The sequence below is a fragment of the Haemophilus haemolyticus genome (assembly GCF_003351405.1).
In the GTDB taxonomy this organism is placed as follows: Bacteria; Pseudomonadota; Gammaproteobacteria; order Enterobacterales; family Pasteurellaceae; genus Haemophilus; species Haemophilus haemolyticus_N.
In genome coordinates, this window is record NZ_CP031240.1 from 254,581 (window position 1) to 276,093 (window position 21,513).

At 38.2% G+C, this 21,513-nt stretch carries 22 protein-coding genes; 14 read left to right on the top strand and 8 right to left on the bottom strand.

All coding sequences use genetic code 11. The features are described from left to right. Positions 1–96: 96 nt before the first annotated feature. From galM to galT, 3 genes are all read right to left on the bottom strand, one after another. Positions 97–1,131, bottom strand: coding sequence for a galactose-1-epimerase (gene galM / locus DV427_RS01195; protein ID WP_114891021.1), 1,035 nt, complete (start codon positions 1,129–1,131; stop codon positions 97–99). A gap of 9 nt (positions 1,132–1,140) precedes the next feature. Beyond that, positions 1,141–2,295 carry a galactokinase gene (gene galK, locus DV427_RS01200; protein WP_114891022.1) on the bottom strand — a complete coding sequence of 385 codons (1,155 nt, stop codon included), beginning with the start codon at positions 2,293–2,295 and terminating at the stop codon, positions 1,141–1,143. A 69-nt stretch (positions 2,296–2,364) separates the two neighbouring features. Continuing rightward, the gene (gene galT, locus DV427_RS01205) at positions 2,365–3,414 is read right to left on the bottom strand and encodes a galactose-1-phosphate uridylyltransferase (protein WP_114891023.1); all 1,050 of its coding nucleotides are present in this window, start codon (positions 3,412–3,414) and stop codon (positions 2,365–2,367) included. A gap of 210 nt (positions 3,415–3,624) precedes the next feature. Between galT and DV427_RS01210 the strand changes: the two genes are divergently transcribed. The 11 genes from DV427_RS01210 to mtgA all read left to right on the top strand — a co-directional run bounded on the left by DV427_RS01210 (position 3,625) and on the right by mtgA (position 13,548). Beyond that, a complete protein-coding gene (locus DV427_RS01210) occupies positions 3,625–4,623 on the top strand; it encodes a substrate-binding domain-containing protein (protein WP_114891024.1) in 999 nt (332 codons plus the stop codon). Between the two features lie 186 nt (positions 4,624–4,809). Beyond that, positions 4,810–5,805: a galactose/glucose ABC transporter substrate-binding protein MglB gene (gene mglB, locus DV427_RS01215; RefSeq protein WP_005628316.1), complete on the top strand. Its 996-nt coding sequence runs from the start codon at positions 4,810–4,812 to the stop codon at positions 5,803–5,805. A gap of 65 nt (positions 5,806–5,870) precedes the next feature. Then, a complete protein-coding gene (gene mglA, locus DV427_RS01220) occupies positions 5,871–7,391 on the top strand; it encodes a galactose/methyl galactoside ABC transporter ATP-binding protein MglA (RefSeq protein WP_114891025.1) in 1,521 nt (506 codons plus the stop codon). A gap of 18 nt (positions 7,392–7,409) precedes the next feature. Further along, positions 7,410–8,420 (top strand): galactose/methyl galactoside ABC transporter permease MglC, encoded by a 1,011-nt coding sequence (gene mglC, locus DV427_RS01225; protein ID WP_005645969.1) that lies wholly within the window; start codon positions 7,410–7,412, stop codon positions 8,418–8,420. 160 nt (positions 8,421–8,580) lie between these two features. Continuing rightward, complete coding sequence (locus DV427_RS01230; RefSeq protein ID WP_114891026.1) at positions 8,581–9,315, top strand: hypothetical protein; 735 nt, start codon at positions 8,581–8,583, stop codon at positions 9,313–9,315. A gap of 5 nt (positions 9,316–9,320) precedes the next feature. Continuing rightward, complete coding sequence (locus DV427_RS01235) at positions 9,321–9,878, top strand: septation protein A (RefSeq protein WP_114891027.1); 558 nt, start codon at positions 9,321–9,323, stop codon at positions 9,876–9,878. Beyond that, complete coding sequence (gene yciA / locus DV427_RS01240) at positions 9,878–10,357, top strand: acyl-CoA thioester hydrolase YciA (RefSeq protein ID WP_114891028.1); 480 nt, start codon at positions 9,878–9,880, stop codon at positions 10,355–10,357. The genes DV427_RS01235 and yciA overlap by 1 nt, the downstream gene beginning before the upstream one ends. A gap of 17 nt (positions 10,358–10,374) precedes the next feature. Continuing rightward, positions 10,375–10,671 (top strand): YciI family protein, encoded by a 297-nt coding sequence (locus tag DV427_RS01245; RefSeq protein ID WP_005633433.1) that lies wholly within the window; start codon positions 10,375–10,377, stop codon positions 10,669–10,671. A 25-nt stretch (positions 10,672–10,696) separates the two neighbouring features. After that, a complete protein-coding gene (locus DV427_RS01250; RefSeq protein ID WP_114891029.1) occupies positions 10,697–12,478 on the top strand; it encodes a transglycosylase SLT domain-containing protein in 1,782 nt (593 codons plus the stop codon). 37 nt (positions 12,479–12,515) lie between these two features. Further along, a complete protein-coding gene (trpR, locus tag DV427_RS01255) occupies positions 12,516–12,821 on the top strand; it encodes a trp operon repressor (protein ID WP_114891030.1) in 306 nt (101 codons plus the stop codon). Beyond that, positions 12,808–13,548, top strand: coding sequence for a monofunctional biosynthetic peptidoglycan transglycosylase (gene mtgA, locus DV427_RS01260; RefSeq protein ID WP_114892160.1), 741 nt, complete (start codon positions 12,808–12,810; stop codon positions 13,546–13,548). The genes trpR and mtgA overlap by 14 nt, the downstream gene beginning before the upstream one ends. Before the next feature lie 106 nt (positions 13,549–13,654). Here mtgA and frdD read toward each other — a convergent pair whose 3' ends face one another. Genes frdD through frdA form a run of 4 tightly spaced genes read right to left on the bottom strand, consistent with a single transcriptional unit; the run spans position 13,655 to position 16,995 of the window. After that, positions 13,655–13,999 (bottom strand): fumarate reductase subunit FrdD, encoded by a 345-nt coding sequence (gene frdD, locus DV427_RS01265; RefSeq protein WP_005631316.1) that lies wholly within the window; start codon positions 13,997–13,999, stop codon positions 13,655–13,657. A gap of 12 nt (positions 14,000–14,011) precedes the next feature. Next, the gene (gene frdC, locus DV427_RS01270) at positions 14,012–14,422 is read right to left on the bottom strand and encodes a fumarate reductase subunit FrdC (protein WP_005631314.1); all 411 of its coding nucleotides are present in this window, start codon (positions 14,420–14,422) and stop codon (positions 14,012–14,014) included. Positions 14,423–14,432: 10 nt separating this feature from the next. After that, the gene (locus DV427_RS01275; protein ID WP_114891031.1) at positions 14,433–15,203 is read right to left on the bottom strand and encodes a succinate dehydrogenase/fumarate reductase iron-sulfur subunit; all 771 of its coding nucleotides are present in this window, start codon (positions 15,201–15,203) and stop codon (positions 14,433–14,435) included. Then, complete coding sequence (frdA, locus tag DV427_RS01280; RefSeq protein ID WP_114891032.1) at positions 15,196–16,995, bottom strand: fumarate reductase (quinol) flavoprotein subunit; 1,800 nt, start codon at positions 16,993–16,995, stop codon at positions 15,196–15,198. The genes DV427_RS01275 and frdA overlap by 8 nt, the downstream gene beginning before the upstream one ends. Before the next feature lie 215 nt (positions 16,996–17,210). Between frdA and epmA the strand changes: the two genes are divergently transcribed. Then, on the top strand, positions 17,211–18,182 hold the full coding sequence (gene epmA / locus DV427_RS01285) for an elongation factor P--(R)-beta-lysine ligase (RefSeq protein ID WP_114891033.1): 972 nt from the start codon (positions 17,211–17,213) through the stop codon (positions 18,180–18,182). 38 nt (positions 18,183–18,220) lie between these two features. Here the strand turns inward: epmA and mepM are convergent, their stop codons facing one another. After that, positions 18,221–19,690 carry a murein DD-endopeptidase MepM gene (mepM, locus tag DV427_RS01290; RefSeq protein WP_162790246.1) on the bottom strand — a complete coding sequence of 490 codons (1,470 nt, stop codon included), beginning with the start codon at positions 19,688–19,690 and terminating at the stop codon, positions 18,221–18,223. A gap of 177 nt (positions 19,691–19,867) precedes the next feature. Here mepM and znuC point away from each other — a divergent pair, with 177 nt between their 5' ends. Both znuC and znuB read left to right on the top strand, forming a co-directional pair. Further along, a complete protein-coding gene (gene znuC / locus DV427_RS01295) occupies positions 19,868–20,674 on the top strand; it encodes a zinc ABC transporter ATP-binding protein ZnuC (RefSeq protein WP_114891035.1) in 807 nt (268 codons plus the stop codon). Continuing rightward, entirely contained in the window at positions 20,674–21,459 is a 786-nt protein-coding gene (gene znuB, locus DV427_RS01300; RefSeq protein WP_005633994.1) for a zinc ABC transporter permease subunit ZnuB, read from the top strand. Before znuC ends, znuB begins: the two co-directional genes overlap by 1 nt. The last annotated feature ends 54 nt before the right edge of the window (positions 21,460–21,513 follow it).

Consider the following 21,513-nt stretch of genomic DNA (forward strand, 5'->3'; position numbering starts at 1 on the left):
TAAACATTATCAATTATATCTGAGTGTACTATTTTTTCAAAATTTCTTTATGCTTAAGTGATTGACATCACGTTATCGCTAACAAACCGAACACAGTTAACCAGAGATCAATAAGAACTTAAACTCCGTCCATTGGTAATATCGCTCGCCTGCTTTTTGAATTCCGCCGTAATTTTGCCATTCAGGATGATTTGGGGTGTCGGGTAAACATTGAGTTTCCAGTGCTACGCCAGAAAAATCGGCATATTTTCCGCCATTTCTCGTTGGCGTGCCTACAAGATAATTGCCCGTATAAACCTGCAATGCGGCTTGCGAGGTTCTTACTTCCAAACTTAAATCACCAGTTGGAGAAGTCAATAACACGCAAGGCTTTTGCCAAGCTTTATTGACAATAAAAGAATGATCGTAACCTTTTGTTACTTGCTGATCCCCTTGTAAAAAATCTTGTTTGATGGGTTTAGCAATACGGAAGTCAAAACTTGTATTCACCACGTGCTTTAATGGTGAATTAGGAATCCCCTCATTATCTACAGGCAGATAAAAATCAGCATTTAAACGTAATGTATGTTCACGCACGTCACTGCCTTGCTCTGCATTTTCTAAATTGAAATAGGCATGATTCGTTAGGTTCAATGCGGTATCCTTATCACTCATCCCTGCATATTCAATTTTTACGCTATTATCATCTGTTAGCGTATAGGTTACAGACACATCCACATTACCAGGAAAACCTTGATCACCATCCTCTGAATGTAATGAAAAACACACAAAATTCTCACCGCACTCTTGAATTTTCCAACGGCGTTTATCAAAGCCCTCTCCTCCATGAAGCTGATGTTTACCTTGATTACTTCTCAATTTAATGAGTTCACCATTCAATTCAAATTGTGCATTTGCAATACGATTTGCATAACGCCCTACACTTGCGCCTAAATAGCTTTGATGAGTGGGATAGTCCTCTACCTTACAACCCAATAAAACCTCGCGTAAAGTGCCATTTACTGGCACTTTACAAGAAAGCCACGTTGCGCCCCAATCCATAAATTGAACACGCATCCCATTTTCATTTTGCAGGGTTACAAGCTGATAAGGTGCACCATCAGGCGTATTAAAAGTGGTTTGTTCTAACATCATTTTCTCTTAAATCACTCGAACACCTTGTGATGCAGTGCATACATAAAAAGTTTCTTTTAAACCAGTCGTGTTCTCGTAATTATCCGCAATAATTTTACGAACCGCATCGACTTTATCATGCGGCGCAAGTGCGACAATACAACCACCAAAACCGCCGCCTGTCATACGTGCACCGCCACTTTTGCCAATAACAAGTTGAGCCAATTCAACTAAATAATCAATTTGTGGCACGGTGATTTCAAAATCATCACGCATTGAATCATGAGATTCCCCCATTAACTCACCTAAATGGGTCAAATCATTCTTCTTCAATGCTTCCACTGCATCGAGTACTCGTTGATTTTCTGTTACGACATGACGAGCGCGTTTTGCTGCTAACGGAGAAAGTGCGGTCAATTCCGCTTCTCTTTTTTGGAATTGTTCAACTGAAACATCACGCAATGCTTTTACTCCAAAAAATTTTGCCGCATCTTCACATTGCTGACGGCGAGTATTGTATTCGCCTGTTACTAAATCGTGCGGTACGTTTGAATTCACAATAATAACGGCGACATCTTGTGGCACGGGTGTTGGAGTGGTTTCAAGACTACGGCAATCGATCATTAGTAAGTGATTTTCCTGCCCAAGTGCGGAAATTAACTGATCCATATTGCCACAATTAGCACCGACAAATTGGTTCTCCGCTTTTTGCCCATTCAATGCAATATCCGTGTGAGAAAGTGGTAAATCGCCAAGTTGTTGGCAGAATTTACCCACCGCAACTTCTAACGCTGCAGATGAACTTAATCCAGAAGAAAGCGGCACATTTCCAGAAATCACTAAATTTGCACCTTGTTGAAAGTGCGGGTAACGTTCTTGGATAAATTTTACAACCCCACGCACATAATTAGCCCATTTGTGTTCACTCTTAGGAATTTCAACATTGAGAGAAAATTCATCAGTTTCATCAAGATCCGCCGCATAAACATTCCAAATATGATCATCTCGTTTTGTACCAGAAACGGCCGTACCAAAATTAATCGCACAAGGCATAACAAAGCCATCGTTGTAGTCGGTATGTTCACCGATGATATTAACTCGGCCAGGCGCATAGACGGTAATTTCTGGCAAATTTTTATGCTGTTTATTGAAAATTTGTTGAGCATTTTGGATTGGGGTCATATTTCTATCCTTTATATTAAATCTGTACTCGATCTGCCTCTTCTTTTGTAAAGAGGGGGACTGGCTATATTATTTAGTTCTTTCTTTATAATGAATTTCACTCAAAGCACGTAATCGCTCTGCTGCCTGTTCCGCCGTTAAATCGCGTTGGCTTTCGCCTAACATTTCATATCCCACCATAAATTTGCGCACGGTTGCTGAGCGTAAAAGAGGAGGATAAAAATGAGCATGTAGCTGCCAATGTTCGTTCTCTTCGCCATTAAATGGTGCGGCATGGAATCCCATTGAATATGGGAAAGAGGTCTCAAATAGATTGTCGTATTTGGTCGTCAATTTTTTCAAAATAACCGCAAGATCTTTTGATTGTTCGTCACTTAATTCAATTAAACGTTTTACATGAGTTTTCGGTAGAAGCAATGTTTCAAATGGCCAAACAGCCCAATAAGGCACTAAAGCTACCCAATGTTCAGTTTCAACGACAATACGTTCTTTTAACTCCAATTCTCGTTTCACATAATCCACTAGCATTACTGAACCATGTTTTAACAAATAATCGCGTTGTGTGCGATCTTCACGAGCAACTTCATTTGGCAAGAAACTATTCGCCCAAATTTGACCATGTGGATGTGGGTTAGAACACCCCATTGCCGCCCCTTTATTTTCAAAAATTTGCACCCATTGGTATTTTGCACCAAGTTCACGAAGTTGCGCTTGCCATACTTTAATCACTTCTTCAATCTCAAGTGCGGTCAATAATGGCAATGTTTTACTATGATCTGGAGAGAAACAAATAACGCGACTTTCGCCACAAGCTTGAGAACTTTGGAAAAGTGGATCGGAGGATTTTTCAGGGGCTGGCGTATCTTCTAAAAGCGCAGAAAAATCATTTTTAAATACATAAGGTTTACGATAATCGGGATTTAATTCACCTGTAATACGCTTATTACTCGGGCAAAGATAACAAGTTGGATCATAACTTGGTTTTTGTTCTTCATTCACTTTTTCTTGTTGCCCTTGCCATGGACGTTTAGCACGATGTGGTGATACCAAAACCCATTGATCAATTAATGGATTATAGCGACGATGTGGATGCTCGGTTGGTTCAAAAATATCACTCATAATTGGCTCCCTTTCTAAATTGTAAACGATTACACAAAATACTGCGCATAAGATAGCAAATTCACAAAAATAAACCGTGATCAGTATCACATAATGGGAAAATCTCTGAAAGTTTTTTGTGATCTCGGTTACAAATCAGAAAGTAACCGCTTTCAATTTTATTTAGAAAGAACATAATAAGAAACGTGATTTCGTTATGGAGAGCATTCTATGAGCACCATTCATGATGTAGCCGAATTAGCCCATGTATCTATTGCTACTGTTTCTCGTGTTGTAAATCAGCATCCCTCAGTGAGTGAAGACACCCGCCTTGTCGTAAAACAAGCAATTGAGCAACTTAATTATCAGCCAGATGCAAATGCTAAAGCCCTTGCAATACAAAACACCGATACTATTGGTGTGATTGTCACCGATGTAACAGACTCATTTTTTGCTATTTTAGTGAAAGCCGTAGATAAAGTCGCAGAAGCACACCATAAAACAATCTTGATTGGTATTGGCTATCACCACGCAGAGAAGGAACGTGAAGCGATTGATACTTTACTTCGCAAGCGTTGTAGTTGTTTAGTTGTGCATTCAAAAGCGTTATCTGACGATGAACTTAGTCATTATTTGAAAACAGTACCAGGAATGGTGATTATCAACCGAGTGATTCAAGGCTATGAAAATCGTTGTGTAAGTTTAGATAATAAAAAGGGAACCTACTTAGCAACGGAAATGCTTATCCGTTGTAGTCATAAACATATCGCATATATTGGATCTAACCATGCTATTTTCGATGAAATTGAGCGTCGAGATGGTTATCTGACTGCATTAAAAGATCACAATTATCCAATTGTTGAGCATGCCATAACGCACAATTCACCAGACTTCGAAGGGGGTGAAAAAGCAATGATTGATTTGCTTAGTTATAACAAAGATCTCACTGCAGTTGTAGCTTATAACGATTCAATGGCTGCGGGAGCCATTTCAGTTCTCAATGAAAACAATATTAGTGTACCAAGCCAATTTTCAATCATTGGTTTTGACGATATGCCAATTGCTCGTTATTTAATTCCTAAATTGACGACCATTCGCTATCCTATTGATTTAATGGCAACTTATGCAGCCAACCTTGCATTAAGTCTTGTCGATAATGAGGTGAGAACGCCATCAACAATTCAATTTAACCCAACATTAGTACGTCGTTTTTCTGTGGAATCTATCTAAATTTGAAGATAAACGCACTCATAAAATGTGATGGCGATCACAAATCCGAATTTTTAATGTAATCGTTTTCATTTATGTGAGTTTGATCACAGATTCTAAGCAGATTATTCGCTAATATGGCATCAATTGCAGAATGTAATGCAATATTTATCTCTAACATCAACATTCCAAAATAGGAGCGTTATTATGAAAAAAACAGCAGTATTAAGTGCGGTTGCTTTGGCTATCGGTTTAGGTGCAGCATCTTCTAGCTTCGCAGCAAGTAACAAAATTGGTGTAACCATTTACAAATACGATGACAACTTCATGTCTTTAATGCGTAAAGAAATCGACAAAGAAGCTAAAGCACTTGGTGGCATTAACTTATTAATGAATGACTCCCAAAATGCACAATCAATTCAAAATGACCAAGTTGATGTATTACTTTCCAAAGGTGTGAAAGCTCTTGCAATTAACTTAGTTGACCCAGCTGCAGCGCCAACCATTATTAGCAAAGCAAAACCAGATAACATTCCTGTTGTATTCTTTAATAAAGACCCTGGTGCAAAAGCTATCGGTTCTTATGAACACGCTTACTATGTAGGTACTGATCCAAAAGAATCAGGCTTAATTCAAGGGGATTTAATTGCAAAACAATGGAAAGCGAATCCAGCTCTAGACTTAAATAAAGATGGCAAAATCCAATTCGTATTATTAAAAGGTGAGCCAGGTCACCCAGATGCTGAAGCACGTACAAAATTCGTAGTTGAAGAACTTAATGCAAAAGGTATCCAAACTGAACAATTATTTATTGATACAGGTATGTGGGATGCTGCAATGGCGAAAGATAAAGTAGATGCTTGGTTATCTAGCTCTAAAGCTAACGACATTGAAGTAATTATTTCTAATAACGATGGTATGGCATTAGGCGCATTAGAAGCAACCAAAGCACATGGTAAAAAACTACCTATCTTCGGTGTCGATGCGTTACCAGAAGCATTACAACTCATCAAAAAAGGTGAACTTGCTGGTACTGTGTTAAACGATGGTGTGAACCAAGGTAAAGCAGTTGTTCAATTATCTAACAACCTAGCACAAGGCAAAGCAGCAACTGAAGGCACAAAATGGGAATTAAAAGATCGTGTTGTACGTATCCCTTATGTTGGTGTAGATAAAGACAACTTAGGCGACTTCTTAAAATAATTTCTCATCAATTTTTGTTGTAATCTAAGGGGAAGTTACCCTTCCCCTTTTTAACGAGGTTGGATATGACATCTCAAACTCAAAGCCAAGACAGCCAAGTGCTGCTCACAATGACCAATGTCTGCAAGTCCTTTCCAGGCGTAAAAGCCTTAGATAACGCAAACTTAACGGTTCGTTCACATTCTGTTCATGCTTTAATGGGTGAGAACGGCGCGGGCAAATCTACATTACTAAAATGCTTATTCGGTATTTATGCCAAAGATGAAGGTGAAATCCTTTTCTTAGGTCAACCCGTCAATTTTAAAACATCTAAAGAAGCCCTTGAGAATGGTATTTCAATGGTGCACCAAGAACTCAACCTCGTACGCCAAACTAGCGTAATGGATAACTTGTGGCTTGGGCGCTATCCACTTAAAGGACCTTTTGTCGATCACGCCAAAATGTACCGTGATACTAAAGCAATTTTTGATGAATTGGATATTGATGTAGATCCTAAAGAAAAAGTCGCCAAACTTTCAGTTTCTCAAATGCAGATGATCGAAATTGCGAAGGCGTTTTCATACAACGCTAAAATTGTAATCATGGATGAACCAACATCCTCCCTTTCTGAAAAAGAAGTTGAGCATCTGTTTAAAATTATCGACAAATTAAAACAACGCGGTTGCGGCATCATTTATATTTCTCACAAAATGGATGAAATCTTCAAAATCTGTGATGAAATTACTATTTTACGCGACGGTAAATGGATCAACACGGTAAATGTGAAAGAATCCAGCATGGAACAAATTGTCGGAATGATGGTAGGTCGTGAATTAACACAGCGTTTCCCTGAAAAAACAAACACGCCAAAAGAAGTAATTTTACAGGTGGAAAATCTTACTGCTAAAAATCAACCATCCATTCAAGAAGTATCTTTTGAATTACGAAAAGGTGAAATTCTCGGTATTGCAGGCCTTGTGGGGGCGAAACGTACTGATATCGTTGAAGCTATTTTTGGCGTACGTGAATTAACCGAAGGAACTATCAAGTTACACGGAAAAACCGTGAAAAATCATACCGCACTTGAAGCGATTAATAATGGCTTTGCATTGGTAACTGAAGAGCGTCGTTCAACTGGTATTTACTCTAATTTAAGCATTGAATTTAACTCATTGATTTCAAATATGAAATCTTATCTCACACCATGGAAATTACTTAGCACGAAGAAAATGAAAAGTGATACCCAGTGGGTAATTGATTCAATGAATGTTAAAACGCCATCACATAGAACAACAATTGGTTCTCTTTCTGGCGGTAACCAACAAAAGGTCATTATCGGTCGTTGGCTTTTAACTCAACCTGAAATTCTGATGCTTGATGAGCCAACTCGTGGTATCGACATCGGGGCAAAATTTGAAATTTACCAACTCATTCAAGAACTCGCTAAAAAAGATAAAGGCATTATTATGATTTCATCCGAAATGCCTGAATTACTAGGTGTAACTGACCGTATTTTAGTGATGAGTAACGGTAAATTGGCGGGTATTGTAGAAACTGCAAAAACTTCACAAGAAGAAATCTTGCAACTCGCTGCGAAATATTTATAAAGATAAAAGGAACAAATCATGAGTGCCTTACAAAAAAACAAATCCTTTGATTTATTAAAACAAAATGCGATTTATTTTGTCTTGCTGATTTTGCTCGGTATTATTATTGCGCAAGATCCAACCTTTTTAAATTTAATCAACTTCAGTAACATCTTAACCCAATCTTCTGTGCGCTTAATTATTGCTCTGGGGGTTGCCGGATTGTTGATTACACAAGGGACTGACTTATCTGCCGGTCGTCAAGTTGGTTTGGCTGCGGTTATCTCTGCAACCATGTTGCAATCAATGGAAAATATGAACCGCGTATTCCCTGAAATGGGTGAAATTCCAATTCCTGTAGTAATTCTTGCAGTTTGTGCTATCGGTGCAGTAATTGGTTTAGTGAATGGTTTAGTTATTGCTTACTTAAATGTAACGCCGTTCATCGCAACCATGGGCACAATGATCATCGTATATGGTTTCAACTCATTATACTATGATGCTGTGGGTGGTTCTCCAATCGCAGGTTTTAGCGAAAATTTCTCAACATTCGCTCAAGGATTCTTCCGAGTTGGTAGTTTTAAACTCTCTTATATCACGATCTATGCAGCTATTGCAGCATTATTAGTATGGATTATGTGGAACAAAACTCGTTTCGGTAAAAACGTATTTGCTATCGGCGGTAACCCAGAAGCAGCGAAAGTATCAGGTGTAAACGTTGCGCGAAACTTAGTTGTCATCTACATGATTGCAGGTATGTTCTATGCATTCGGTGGTATGCTCGAAGCTGGTCGTATCGGTTCTGCAACTAACAACCTAGGTTTCATGTATGAATTAGATGCTATCGCCGCTTGCGTAGTGGGTGGCGTATCCTTCGCAGGTGGTGTCGGCACAGTAATTGGTGTAATCACTGGGGTTATCATCTTTACAGTTATCAACTACGGTTTAACTTACATCGGTGTAAACCCTTACTGGCAATACATCATTAAAGGTAGCATTATTATTCTAGCGGTAGCCATTGACTCATTAAAATACGCGAAGAAAAAATAATACGAATAATCTCTCTAAAGATAACAAAAAAGTGGGCGTTCTTGCCCACTTTTGTTTTATATACTCAATTCAGCGTGAATTCACAACCTCACTAACGATATTTATGCAATAATCAGCAAACCTTGTATAATTGCGCCACCATTTTTATAGAGAGATAATCATGCAAATTAACTTTACACAAGTATTGCAAGACAGTTGGAACTTCTTCCGTAATCAACAAAAACTCATGCTGCAATTTGTCGCAATTTTATTTATTGTGCAAAGCGCGAGTGCACTTTTAAGTTTTCCAGTTAATGATGAAAATAAAAATGATGTATTAAATCTCGCCAATACAGATATCACTGGTTTTATCTTTTCAGTTGCAATCACTCAAATTTTAACGAGTTTTATTGCAGCTTGGGGATTAACCTCAATCCATAAAATTAGCTTACAAAATTACCGCACTTTAGGTGAAACCTTCTCACTTACCTTGCGTCGTTTTACAGGCGTAATTCTGTTAGATCTATTAATGGTTGCACCAATGTTACTCGGTCTTGGAGAAGCTTTTGCTGCGTTACTCACAAAAAAATCGCCCTCTATTATGTCACTTATCGCGATGATTGTTGGAGTTTGGTTCTTCGCCCGTTTAAATTTAACAGCAGTACATTATCTTTCAACTCAAGATACACTTTCTCAAACTATCCGAAAAATTTGGATGCAAGGAAATACTCGAAAAGGCGTATTGTTTATTTATACCCTACTGGTTTATTTTCTAGTGCCAGTTCTCATTTTCCAATTAAGTGCATTTTCCAATAACGCTATATTTGATATGGTAATAGGTATTTTCACCGCATTACTTAATATTTTTATGCTAGTAGTGACTTATCGTTTCTACAGCTTATTTATGAAGGATTAATCAATATGAAACAACTCCTTGACTTTATCCCTTTAATTTTATTTTTTGTCACTTATAAACTCGGTGGTGTACGTGAAGCAGCCATCGTATTAGTGGTTACAACAATTTTACAAATCGTGATTTTAAAATGGAAATACGGAACCGTTGAAAAACAACAAAAAATTATGGCAAGTGCGGTCGTTTTTTTTGGACTTTTAACTGCCTACTTTAATGAAATCCGCTATTTGCAATGGAAAGTGACAATTATCAATGCCTTGTTTGCCATTGTTTTGCTCGTCGCACAATTTCAATTTAAAACCCCATTAATCAAGAAATTGCTTGGTAAAGAGCTACAACTGCCCGAAAAGGCTTGGAATACACTTAACCTCGGTTGGTCAGTATTCTTTATTATTTGTATGTTGGTGAATATTTATATCAGCCATAATATGTCGGAAGAAGCTTGGGTTGATTTCAAATCTTTCGGAATTATTGGTATGACGATGATTGCAACCATTATTTCAGGCGCTTATATCTATCGCTATTTACCTAAAGATGATTCAAATTCAAAAGATGGAGAAAAATAATGTCTTCCAATTTTACTGATAAAAATGGCCGCCATTCCAAAGGAATTCTATTACTAAGAACCTTAGCAATGCCTTCTGATACCAATGCTAACGGGGATATTTTCGGCGGTTGGATCATGTCTCAAATGGATATGGGCGGTGCGATTTTAGCAAAAGAAATCGCACATGGGCGCGTAGTTACCGTTGCGGTTGAAAGCATGAATTTCATCAAACCAATCTCTGTGGGCGATGTGGTTTGTTGCTACGGTCAATGTCTAAAGATAGGACGTTCTTCCATTAAAATTAAAGTAGAAGTATGGGTGAAAAAAGTGGCAAGTGAGCCAATTGGTGAACGCTATTGCGTGACTGATGCGGTGTTTACTTTCGTTGCGGTAGATAATAATAGTCGCTCACGCATGATTCCTCGTGAAAATAACCACGAATTAGAAAAAGCATTAGCCTCAATTGCAGAGTTAGAGGCGGAACAAAACGCTTGTTAATAGAAGGAAAAATAATGATGTTCTATGTGATTTTTGCTCAAGATATTCCAAATACATTAGAAAAACGTCTTGCCGTACGCGAGCAGCACTTAGCTCGTTTAAAACAACTTCAAGCTGAAAATCGCTTACTTACGGCTGGTCCCAATCCAGCTATTGACGATGAAAATCCTGGAGAGGCTGGTTTTACTGGTTCAACCGTCATTGCACAATTCGCAAATTTACAAGCAGCAAAAGACTGGGCGGCACAAGATCCTTATGTAGAAGCTGGCGTATATGGTGATGTTATTGTAAAACCATTTAAAAAAGTATTTTAGCCCTCCTCAATTCTAATAAGCTAACATGAAAAAAGTCGCTTTAATTTCTCTCTGCATTTTGACCGCTCTTTCTGCTTTTGCCGATTCACCTAACACGGCAACAGCATCCATCAATCTTGAGCAAGAAAAACAAAACTGGGCGTCAATACAGAATCAAGACTACTTAACACGTTTAAAACAACGTGAAACCTTTTTGCAAGTTGAAGGTTTGTTAAAAAGTGCGGTAAAAAACCAACAATTTTCTGAAGCGACTCAAAATATCACAAAAATCTTAATAGATTCATTGCAAGACTATCCTTTGCAATACGATTTGCTAGCACGCTTTTGGGAAAGCAAAATTGCCTTTTTAAAAAATGATGACATTCAAGGCAAACAACAAGCAATAAATGAACTCAATGCATTAGTGCAACAAAATTACCCTTTTGTGACACCAGCATTTCAAGCCTTATTACAAAAGCTATCCACTTTAAACGAACAACAAACATCAGCAACGTCGGATAATGCCAAAGAAAATAACACGAATCAAAAAGAACAAAATCAAGTAGAAAATCCTAAACAACTTGCTGAGATTATAAAGAACAGCAATCCTAGCAATTTAGATAAAAATGCATTAATCGATGCTTTTCTTCGTTATCTAAAAACATTATCGGAACAAATAGAGAATCCAAATTTTGAGCTCTATCAACAATGGGCTGAAACTTGGCAGCTCTCAGAAGATGAAATCAAACAGTGGAAAATAGCCTTTTTAAATCGTTTTTTTGATAATGGAAACGCTGATTTTCAAAAATGGCGTGATGAACAAATCCGACAATTACAGACTGATAATCTAACCGAACGCCGTTTACGAATGGCAATTTGGCAAAAGACAGACCTTTCTCCATGGCTTAATTCACTTACTGCTGAAGGAAAAGCAAAACAAGAATGGCGTTATTGGGAAGCCAAACAAGATATATCAAAAAATATAGAAAAACTAACCGCACTTTCAAAAGAGCGGGGATTCTATCCAATGTTAGCTACGGCACAATTAAAGCAAGCGTATAAAGTTGATTTTCCAGTAGCACCAAGTTTTACTGTGGCAGAACAACTTCCTTTCGAGCAAATTTTCGCCATGATTCGAGAGCTGAGAGAACTTGGACGAAATGGTTTAGCCAAACAACGTTGGCGAATTTTACTTGATAATGCTGATTTCACGACTCAGCTAAAACTTGCAGAATATGCTGAAAACCAACAGTGGTTTGAATTAGCTGTTGATGCTTCTATTGTTGCAAAAGCGTGGGATTACCTGTCCCTTCGTCTGCCAAATGCTTATCCTGAATACTTCAATGCTGCATTACAGAATTTAAATATCAGCAAAACTTTTGCTATGGCAATCGCTCGTCAAGAAAGTGCTTGGAATCCAATGGCACAATCTTCAGCAAATGCGAGGGGATTAATGCAACTTCTGCCAAGCACGGCAAAATTGACTGCAGAGAATAATCAACTACCTTATCAAGGCGAACAAGATTTATTCAAACCATTGAATAATATTGTGCTAGGTACCGCACACCTTAATGAACTCAATGGAAAATATCCTAATAATCGAATATTGATTGCAGCAGCTTACAATGCAGGGGCAAATAGAGTAGAAAAATGGTTAAGCCGCGCTAATGGAAAATTAGCATTAGACGAATTTGTCGCATCTATTCCTTTTTACGAAACTCGTGGTTATGTGCAAAATGTAGTCACTTATGACTTTTACTATCAAATTTTACAAAATAAAGAAAACCCACAAATCTTTAGCCAAGAAGAATTGAATCGGCTATACTAACCGCACTAGTTTAATAGTGTGGAATGGGAGCGTAATTATGTATATCAGCCGCAATTTAGAACAATGGAATGCCTTTCTTCAAATGCTAAAAACTGCCTTTGAAGAAAACAAAGCGCAGGAATTTCTAACCTTATTATTAACGGCAGACGAACGGGATGCAGTAGGATTACGCTTGCAGATTGTCTCTCAGCTGATCGATAAAAATATGCCTCAGCGTGAAATTCAACAAAATCTTAATACAAGTGCCGCCACAATCACTCGAGGTTCCAATATGATTAAAACGATGGAGCCTGATTTTATGCAATGGATGAAACAACATCTTGATCTCATTGAAAAAAACTAAGCGAATTTTTACCGCACTTTCACGATTATTTAGTCCTAAATGGTGGAAAAAAAACTGGCAGCGAGTTGTCTTTCGTTTTTTTTTCGCCGTTTTTGCTTTGTTGTTGCTTTTTCGCTTTGTACCTATTCCATTTTCCGCTTATATGGTACAACAAAAAATCGCTAATCTTTTACAGGGCGATTTTCGATATCAAATCCAATATAACTGGGTCAGCCTAGAAAATATCTCTCCAAACATTCAATTAGCTGTGATTTCATCAGAAGATCAGCGTTTTCCTGAACATTTCGGCTTTGATTTTGAGGCTATCCAACGAGCAATTCGGTATAACGAAAAATCTAAAAAAGGAATCCGAGGAGCATCAACCATTTCCCAGCAAACCGCTAAAAACTTAATGCTTTGGCACAGACAAAATTGGCTACGAAAAGGTTTGGAAGTTCCAGCAACTATGTTTCTAGAGCTGACTTGGTCAAAAAAACGTATTTTAGAAGTGTATTTAAATATTGCAGAATTTGGGAATGGCATTTTTGGTGTGGAAGCAGCAAGTCGATATTACTTTAAAAAATCAGCTAAAAATTTATCTCAAAATGAAGCCGCACTTTTAGCTGCAGTGTTACCCAATCCAATCATTTATAAAGTAAATAAGCCAAGCTTATTAGTTCGTAAAAAACAAACTTGGATTTTGAGACAAATGGGAAATTTAGGTACTGAATACTTGAGCCATTTATAAAAAATCCAATCGAATTTCTAAAGTAAAACAAACTAAAAAATATTTACTTAATACATAAAATAAAAAAACGAGTCTTAGACTCGTTTTTTTATTTATAGCATTTTTATTACAGGTTTATTACCGCAAATAACACCCAAACAGTATAAATTGTGGCTAAACCATAAAAGATAAATCCACCAGCTGGCACATGCACTTTAAGATCGTGCATACCGTGGTGAATACGGTGTAAACCACACCACATTGGAAAAATAGTAAGCACTAAAATAACTAATTTACCAATCCAAGAATAAGCAAAAGTAATTAAATTATGCGCATCAACTAAACCAAATGGTAATAACAAACCGATAATTAAAATAACGACAGGGAAGAAAATTGCACTCACTGTGCCGCCTGCACCGAACATTAACCATACTGGCGGTTCGCCGGAGCGTTTTGGATTTTGATCAACCATTTTTTCTCTCCCTTAAATATAAACTAAAACTAAAGCAATCACGCTAACTAATGCGGTTACCGCCCAAAGTGCATTTCTTACAACAGTGTGTGGTAAGCGTTCATTTTTCACAATGATATTCATCACTTTTGGTGTCATTAAGAAATATGTCACCGTATGATAAAGCGTTGCGATAAGCGTAATAATATTTAAGAACACCACAATTGGATTTCTTAAAAACTCAATAAAGCTCAAGATGCCTAAGCCTGGCATTGGATTGCTTGCAAGACAAAGAACACCATAAAGCAATACAATACAAAACCATACAGCAAAGATTGAAGTCGCTTCACGTAGCATATAAGCTTTGTAGAAGTCCAATTTTTGCCACCAAGTCGCTGTCATTGGACGAACATATTTTTTACGTTTACTCACTGTTACTGACATTCCTTCCCCCTTAGCTTTTTGGTTTTAGCATAGAGATAACATAATCTTTGGCACTTTCCACTTTTCCTTGGTTAATTGCTGAAGCAGGATCTACATGTTTTGGACAAACTTCTGAGCAATAGCCAACAAAAGTACAACTCCAAACCCCGTTTTTACCATTTAATAATGACATACGTTTTGCTTTACCATGGTCACGGTTATCAAGATTATAACGATGAGCCATAGTAATAGCTGCAGGGCCTAAGAATTCAGGATTTAAACCAAATTGAGGGCAAGCGGCATAGCATAAACCACAGTTGATACACATTGAGAATTGACGATATTTCTCAAGCTGTGCTGGTGTTTGTTTAGTGCGACTTGCTTGCAATTCTTTCGATGGATGAGGTTTGCCATCTAATGCTGGAGCTTCGTTACCAATAATATAAGGTTTAATTGCCTCTAAACTTTCGATAAAGTGGCTTAAATCAACCACTAAGTCGCGTTCAATTGGGAAGTTTGCTAACGGCTCAATACGCATATGGCCACTGTAATCACGCAAGAACGTTTTACAAGCCAATTTCGGTTTGTTATTTACCATCATCCCGCAAGAACCACAAATCGCCATACGGCAAGACCAACGATAAGAAAGAGATGGTTCAAGCTTATCCTTGATATAACCTAACGCATCAAGTAATGAGGTTTGGTTATCATAAGGTACTTGATAAGTACTTAAATGCGGTTCTTGATCGATTTCAGGATTGTAGCGTAATACTTCAACATTCATTACTGGTGAATTACCCATTTGCTTGCTCCTTAGCTTTCACAGCGGCTTCTTGAGCTTCTGCTTCCGCACCGTAAACACGTTTTGCAGGTTGAGATTTAGTAATTTTCACCGGACTGTATTCAATGCGCGGTGCACCATTCTCATTGTAGAAAGCAAGTGTGTGTTTTAAATAATTTACATCGTCACGTTCTGTGTAATCTAATCGTTGATGGGCACCACGAGATTCTTTACGTTCAATCGCTGAATTTGCAATAGATTGTGCAACATCTAGGATGTAGCCTAACTCAACTGTGTAAAGTACATCTGTATTGAACACGCTTGAGTTATCTACTACGCGAATACGTTTGTAACGTTCTTTTAATTCTGTAATTTTATCTACTGCTTTTTGCATGCTTGCTTGGTCACGGTAAATACCACAGCCTTCTTCCATTACAGATCCCATTTCATCTCGGATTTCAGACCAAGATTCGTTACCTTCTTGTTTATGAAGGGCTTCTAAACGAGCAATAACATCTTTTGCTTGAGCATCAACCGCACTTTGATTTACAGATTGAGCCTCAACTGCACGTTGCGCCGCATATTCCCCTGCTACACGACCTAACACAACAAGTTCAGCTAAAGAGTTAGAGCCTAAGCGGTTTGCACCATGTAAACCTGAAGATGCACACTCACCTACAGCAAATAAACCTTTGATACGCGTTTCGCTGTTAAAATCAACCTCAATACCGCCCATCGTATAGTGAACAACTGGACGAACTGGGATTGGCTCATTCACTGGATTTACACCTTCATAAGCACTTGCTAATTCACAAATGAATGGCAGACGCTCATGTAAATATTTTTCACCAAGATGACGTAAATCTAAATGCACCACATCTACGCCTTTCGCGGTTTTTAAGGTATTACCTTTTTTCCATTCTTGCCAGAATGCTTGAGAAACTTTATCACGAGGGCCAAGTTCCATATATTTATTTTGTGGTTTGCCAATTGGTGTTTCTGGTCCTAGACCGTAATCTTGAAGATAACGGTAGCCATCTTTATTCACTAAGATACCGCCTTCACCACGACAACCTTCAGTCATTAAGATGCCAGTATTCGGTAAACCTGTTGGGTGATATTGAACAAACTCCATATCACGAAGTGGTACACCATGACGATACGCCATAGATAAGCCGTCACCTGTTACAATACCACCGTTGGTATTAAATTTAAATGCACGACAACCACCACCCGTTGCAATCACAACCGCATTGGCATTAATTTGAACTAGCGAACCTTCCATCATATTCATTGCAACCATACCACGAGCATGGCCATCATCAACAAGAATATCTAATACGAAGTGTTCATCAAAACGTTGGATTTGTGGATATTGAATAGAAGTTTGGAAAAGTGTGTGTAATAAGTGGAAACCTGTTTTATCAGCAGCGAACCAAGTACGCTCAATTTTCATTCCACCAAAACGACGTACGTTTACATCGCCATCTGCTTTACGGCTCCAAGGACATCCCCAACGTTCTAATTGGGTCATTTCCACTGGCGAATGTTGCACGAAATATTCCACAACATCCTGTTCGCAAAGCCAGTCACCACCCGCAACGGTATCTTGGAAGTGTTTATCGTAAGAATCTTCTTCTTTGATAACTGCCGCTGCGCCACCTTCTGCTGCCACAGTATGGCTGCGCATTGGGTACACTTTTGAAACTAATGCAATTTTTAAGTTAGGATTTGCTTCTGCTGCTGCAATCGCTGCACGTAAACCGCCACCACCAGCGCCAACAATCGCAATATCGACATTAACTGTTTGCACGATATCCTCCAATAAATGTAGAAAGTAAAAAATAGAAATCACCCTAAAAGGGTAATCTAATGAGTCCATTCTGCCATTTTTTGTTACAAATTAATAACGTTTTTTATGCAGGGAAAGAGGAAAAGGATGATTTTGTGATCTACCTCAAAAAAGCTTAGATTGAGTTGAGAAGGGCTCTCGTTTACAATGATGTAAATTTAAAAATGGGAATAAAAATGACCGTACTTACTCATTGGCAACCTTCTGCCGATATAAAAAATCTGCTTAAACGTGCAAAAATTATTGCTGAAATTCGTCAATTTTTTACAGAGCGAGGCTTGCTTGAAGTTGAGACACCTGTTCTAAGCGAATTTGGCGTTACTGATTTGCACCTTTCCACATTTAGCACAGAATTTCTCGCGCCTTTTGGTGAACAATCCAAAACACTTTGGCTTTCTACAAGCCCTGAATATCATATGAAACGCTTGCTAGCTGCAGGCAGTGGACCGATATTCCAAATCAGTAAAGTATTCCGTAATGAAGAAGCCGGTAATCGCCATAATCCAGAATTTACCATGTTGGAATGGTACCGACCGCACTTTAGTATGCATCGTTTAATTAATGAAGTGGATGATTTACTCCAACAAATTTTAGATTGCCCACCTGCAGAAAGTTTAAGCTATCAGTTTGTTTTCCAAGAATATGTAGGCTTAGATCCCTTATCAGCAGAACGTTCAGCATTAATCGAAGCGGCGCATAAACATAACTTTATGGCTGAAGATAATGAAGATCGTGATACCTTATTACAGTTTTTGTTTAGTGAAGTCGTTGAACCTCAAATAGGAAAAGATCGACCTGTTGCGGTTTATCATTTCCCTTCAACACAAGCAGCCCTAGCACAAGTGAGCCCAGAAGATCAGCGAGTTGCAGAACGCTTTGAGTTTTATTACAAAGGGTTAGAACTGGCAAATGGTTTCCATGAATTGACAGATGCACGAGAACAAAGACATCGTTTTGAATTGGATAATCAACAAAGAAAGAAACATGAATTGCCAGTTCGAGATATTGACGAACGTTTCCTGGCTGCATTAGAAGCAGGCTTACCAAACTCTTCTGGTGTGGCGCTGGGAGTAGATCGTCTGATTATGGTTGCATTAGGTTGTGAGAAAATTAATGAAGTGATTTCTTTTGCCGTGGATAATGCCTAGACAAGAAGTGCGGTAAATTTTAACCGCACTTTATATGATTATAATTTTAATATTCGCTCTGCTTCACGTGCGCGAACAAGGAATTGTTTCCGTTCAGCAGTTCCCATACCACTACTTGTGCCAGGCAATTTAACCGTCAACGGATTGACCGCCCGTCCATTAATATGGAATTCATAGTGTAAATGTGGCCCAGTTGAAATTCCTGTATTACCAGAAAGCGCAATTCGCTCACCTTTTTTAATTTCTTGTCCTGCGCGTACAAGCGGTTTACTTAAATGCATATAAACAGTCTCATATTCTCGTCCGTGACGCATCACAATATAACGTCCTGCGCCACCAGCCTGATATGCGACTTTTTCAACTACGCCATCTGCTGGAGCGATAATCGGTGTACCTTGAGAAACGGAGAAATCCACACCTTTATGCGGTCGTACACGCCCAGTTACTGGATGACGACGATTTGGATTAAATGGTGAAGAAACTCGTGCTTGTCGTTGCAATGGATAACGAGCAAAACCTTTACCTAAGGTTTCCCCTTGTTGGCTGTAGTAACGACCATTCGCAGCCTGAACCGCATAATAACTCTTACCTTCAGACGAAATATGTAACGCCTCAACATTACCTTGACCTGTGAGTTTATCGCCTAAATATTCACGAGAAACTAAAATTGCAAATTTAGTCCCCTTTTTCAACTTCTGAATACTCACTTGCCATTGAAGTGCGGTAGTTAATTGGTTGATTTGACGATTATCCAATCCCTGAACTTTTAAGCTAGCCGCAAACGTCCCGTTAATTTCACCTTTTAATACTTCTTTTCGCCAAACACTTGTTTTTTCAACAACTTGACGCTTAAATTTGCCACCTTCAACACGTTCATAAATACGTTCTTCTTTTTCAGATACAAGCCAATTTAAATATTCTAGCTCATCATTTTTATCTAAAATCCAATAGAACTGTTGACCCGCTTTCAAATTTGCCAATTCCCCGTCCACAGCAATTAAACGCTGTGCGGTATCATCTTCCAAACCAGAAAGTTCCAATACGTCTTTTAAGCTATCGCCACGCGTCACTGTATGACTAAATTGATCGGTAATACGAATTGCTTGATCTGCAGCATCTAATAAGCCACTTAATGCATCTTGTGCATTTTGCGGCAAATTATCCAGATCATCTGTTGAAGGCTTCACTTCATCAACTTCATCATCTTTAGCCTGTAATTCATCATCATAAGATGTTGCATCTTCATCATTAAGATGCTCTGTTGTCTGATGTTCTACTGAAGTTTGTGCTGTTTTTTCTTCTTGTTTATTTGAGGTATTTAATGATTGATATTCAACATTATCCACCACTGCAGGAATGACTTGTTCTGGTGAATCATGATGTTCTGAATTATCTTTTAGAGTGAGTAAAATCCCTGAGAAAATCAGTAAAATAGCAATAAAAAACACTCCCTCTTTAATACGAGAGCGTTTTTTTCTTCTATCTCTAGCTAATTTTACGTGTTGCACAAGGATTCCTAAAATAAAAAAGTTTTCAGCATTCAGACTACATATTATAAAGAAAATTCATTTCTACGGGAAAAGCATTATTCAAACGCTTAAATATTCGACATTGGGTAGAAAATCTTGAGAATTCTATAAAAATGCGTTATTTTCCCCAACCATTGTTGAAAACACGACGATTTTATGAATATCACAGCCATTCACAACGAGCAAAACCCACAACCGCTCATTCAATTAAAAAATATCAATGTGGTTTTCGCACAAAAAACTGCACTACAAAATATTAATTTAAATATTTATCCGAATTCTATTATCACTATTGTTGGGCCAAATGGTGGTGGCAAATCAACGTTATTAAAAACCTTATTAAAACTACAAACGCCAACTTCTGGTGAAGTCATTTATAGTAAAAATGTTCGCATTGGTTATGTACCACAAAAAATCCATTTGGATCATAGTTTGCCTATTACGGTTGAGCGATTTCTTTCACTAAAAAAAGGCCTTAAAACACAAGAAATATCCACCGCACTTGAGCAACTTTCGATTTCACATTTACGCAAAAGTAATATGCAAAAACTTTCTGGCGGTGAAATGCAACGCGTATTATTGGCGCGTGCAATTTTAAATAAACCAAATTTACTTGTGCTAGACGAACCCACTCAAGGCGTAGACATTACTGGGCAAGCAGAGCTTTATCAGCTCATTCATCAAACCCAACAAAAACTAAATTGTGCCGTATTGATGGTATCACACGATTTACACATTGTGATGGCGGATAGTAAAGAAGTATTATGTATTAACCAACATATTTGCTGTGCTGGCACGCCTGATGTTCTCTCAAATGATCCAACATTTATGCGTTTATGGGGAAATCAACTCGCACAAAATGTCGGCTTTTATACTCATCATCATAATCATCACCACACCTTACACGGTGATGTGTGCGGTTGTAATTCATCAGCAGTGCATTGTCAAAATAAGGATAAATAATGTTTGAGATTTTATTTCCTGCCCTTTTAACAGGCATTTTGCTTTCACTTATTACCGCACCACTTGGCGTATTCGTGGTGTGGCGGAAAATGGCTTATTTTGGTGACACCCTTTCTCATTCTGCCTTGCTAGGCGTGGCATTAGGTATTTTCTTACAAGTCAATCCTTACATTGCGATTGTCGTGCTTACCTTAATTCTTGCTATCGCAATGGTGTGGTTAGAAAGCAATACGCAATTTTCTATTGATACCTTGCTCGGCATTATCGCCCATAGCTGTTTATCTCTCGGGGTTGTAACAGTAGGATTACTACAGAATGTACGAGTAGATTTGATGAGTTACTTATTTGGGGATTTGCTCGCAATTAATTATACCGATTTAATTTATATCGGGATTGGCGTGATAATTGTGCTTTCAACATTAATTTACTTTTGGCAATCCTTGCTTTCCACCACCGTATCGCCAGAACTCGCTCAAGTTGAAGGCATTAATATCAAAAAAATGCGTTTTATTTTAATGATATTAACCGCATTGACTATTGCCTTGAGCATGAAATTTGTCGGTGCATTAATAATCACATCGTTATTAATAATTCCTGCGGCAACCGCTCGTCGTTTTGCGAGAACGCCAGAATCTATGGTGGGCTGGGCAATTGTAGTCAGTATGTTATCGATTATAGCTGGGCTAATATTATCAGCCTTTTATGATACCGCTGCAGGGCCTTCCGTTGTCATTTGTTCAGCGTTTTTATTTGTCTTATCACTCTTCAAAAAAGAGCGATTATAAGCTTGCCCAACCAGTGAAAACCATTTGCGCCACACTTTAATTCTTGATAAAGTG

Bases quoted from the DNA above. Each gene is read 5' to 3' on its own strand.
- mglA (WP_114891025.1), top strand. From the start codon at position 5,871: ATGACATCTCAAACTCAAAGCCAAGACAGCCAAGTGCTGCTCACAATG.
- galK (WP_114891022.1), bottom strand. From the start codon at position 2,295: ATGACCCCAATCCAAAATGCTCAACAAATTTTCAATAAACAGCATAAA.
- epmA (WP_114891033.1), top strand. From the start codon at position 17,211: ATGACCGTACTTACTCATTGGCAACCTTCTGCCGATATAAAAAATCTG.
- mglC (WP_005645969.1), top strand. From the start codon at position 7,410: ATGAGTGCCTTACAAAAAAACAAATCCTTTGATTTATTAAAACAAAAT.
- frdC (WP_005631314.1), bottom strand. From the start codon at position 14,422: ATGTCAGTAACAGTGAGTAAACGTAAAAAATATGTTCGTCCAATGACA.
- frdD (WP_005631316.1), bottom strand. From the start codon at position 13,999: ATGGTTGATCAAAATCCAAAACGCTCCGGCGAACCGCCAGTATGGTTA.
- DV427_RS01235 (WP_114891027.1), top strand. From the start codon at position 9,321: ATGAAACAACTCCTTGACTTTATCCCTTTAATTTTATTTTTTGTCACT.
- DV427_RS01210 (WP_114891024.1), top strand. From the start codon at position 3,625: ATGAGCACCATTCATGATGTAGCCGAATTAGCCCATGTATCTATTGCT.
- trpR (WP_114891030.1), top strand. From the start codon at position 12,516: ATGTATATCAGCCGCAATTTAGAACAATGGAATGCCTTTCTTCAAATG.
- galM (WP_114891021.1), bottom strand. From the start codon at position 1,131: ATGTTAGAACAAACCACTTTTAATACGCCTGATGGTGCACCTTATCAG.
- DV427_RS01275 (WP_114891031.1), bottom strand. From the start codon at position 15,203: ATGGGTAATTCACCAGTAATGAATGTTGAAGTATTACGCTACAATCCT.
- yciA (WP_114891028.1), top strand. From the start codon at position 9,878: ATGTCTTCCAATTTTACTGATAAAAATGGCCGCCATTCCAAAGGAATT.
- galT (WP_114891023.1), bottom strand. From the start codon at position 3,414: ATGAGTGATATTTTTGAACCAACCGAGCATCCACATCGTCGCTATAAT.
- mglB (WP_005628316.1), top strand. From the start codon at position 4,810: ATGAAAAAAACAGCAGTATTAAGTGCGGTTGCTTTGGCTATCGGTTTA.
- znuC (WP_114891035.1), top strand. From the start codon at position 19,868: ATGAATATCACAGCCATTCACAACGAGCAAAACCCACAACCGCTCATT.
- znuB (WP_005633994.1), top strand. From the start codon at position 20,674: ATGTTTGAGATTTTATTTCCTGCCCTTTTAACAGGCATTTTGCTTTCA.
- DV427_RS01245 (WP_005633433.1), top strand. From the start codon at position 10,375: ATGTTCTATGTGATTTTTGCTCAAGATATTCCAAATACATTAGAAAAA.
- DV427_RS01230 (WP_114891026.1), top strand. From the start codon at position 8,581: ATGCAAATTAACTTTACACAAGTATTGCAAGACAGTTGGAACTTCTTC.
- DV427_RS01250 (WP_114891029.1), top strand. From the start codon at position 10,697: ATGAAAAAAGTCGCTTTAATTTCTCTCTGCATTTTGACCGCTCTTTCT.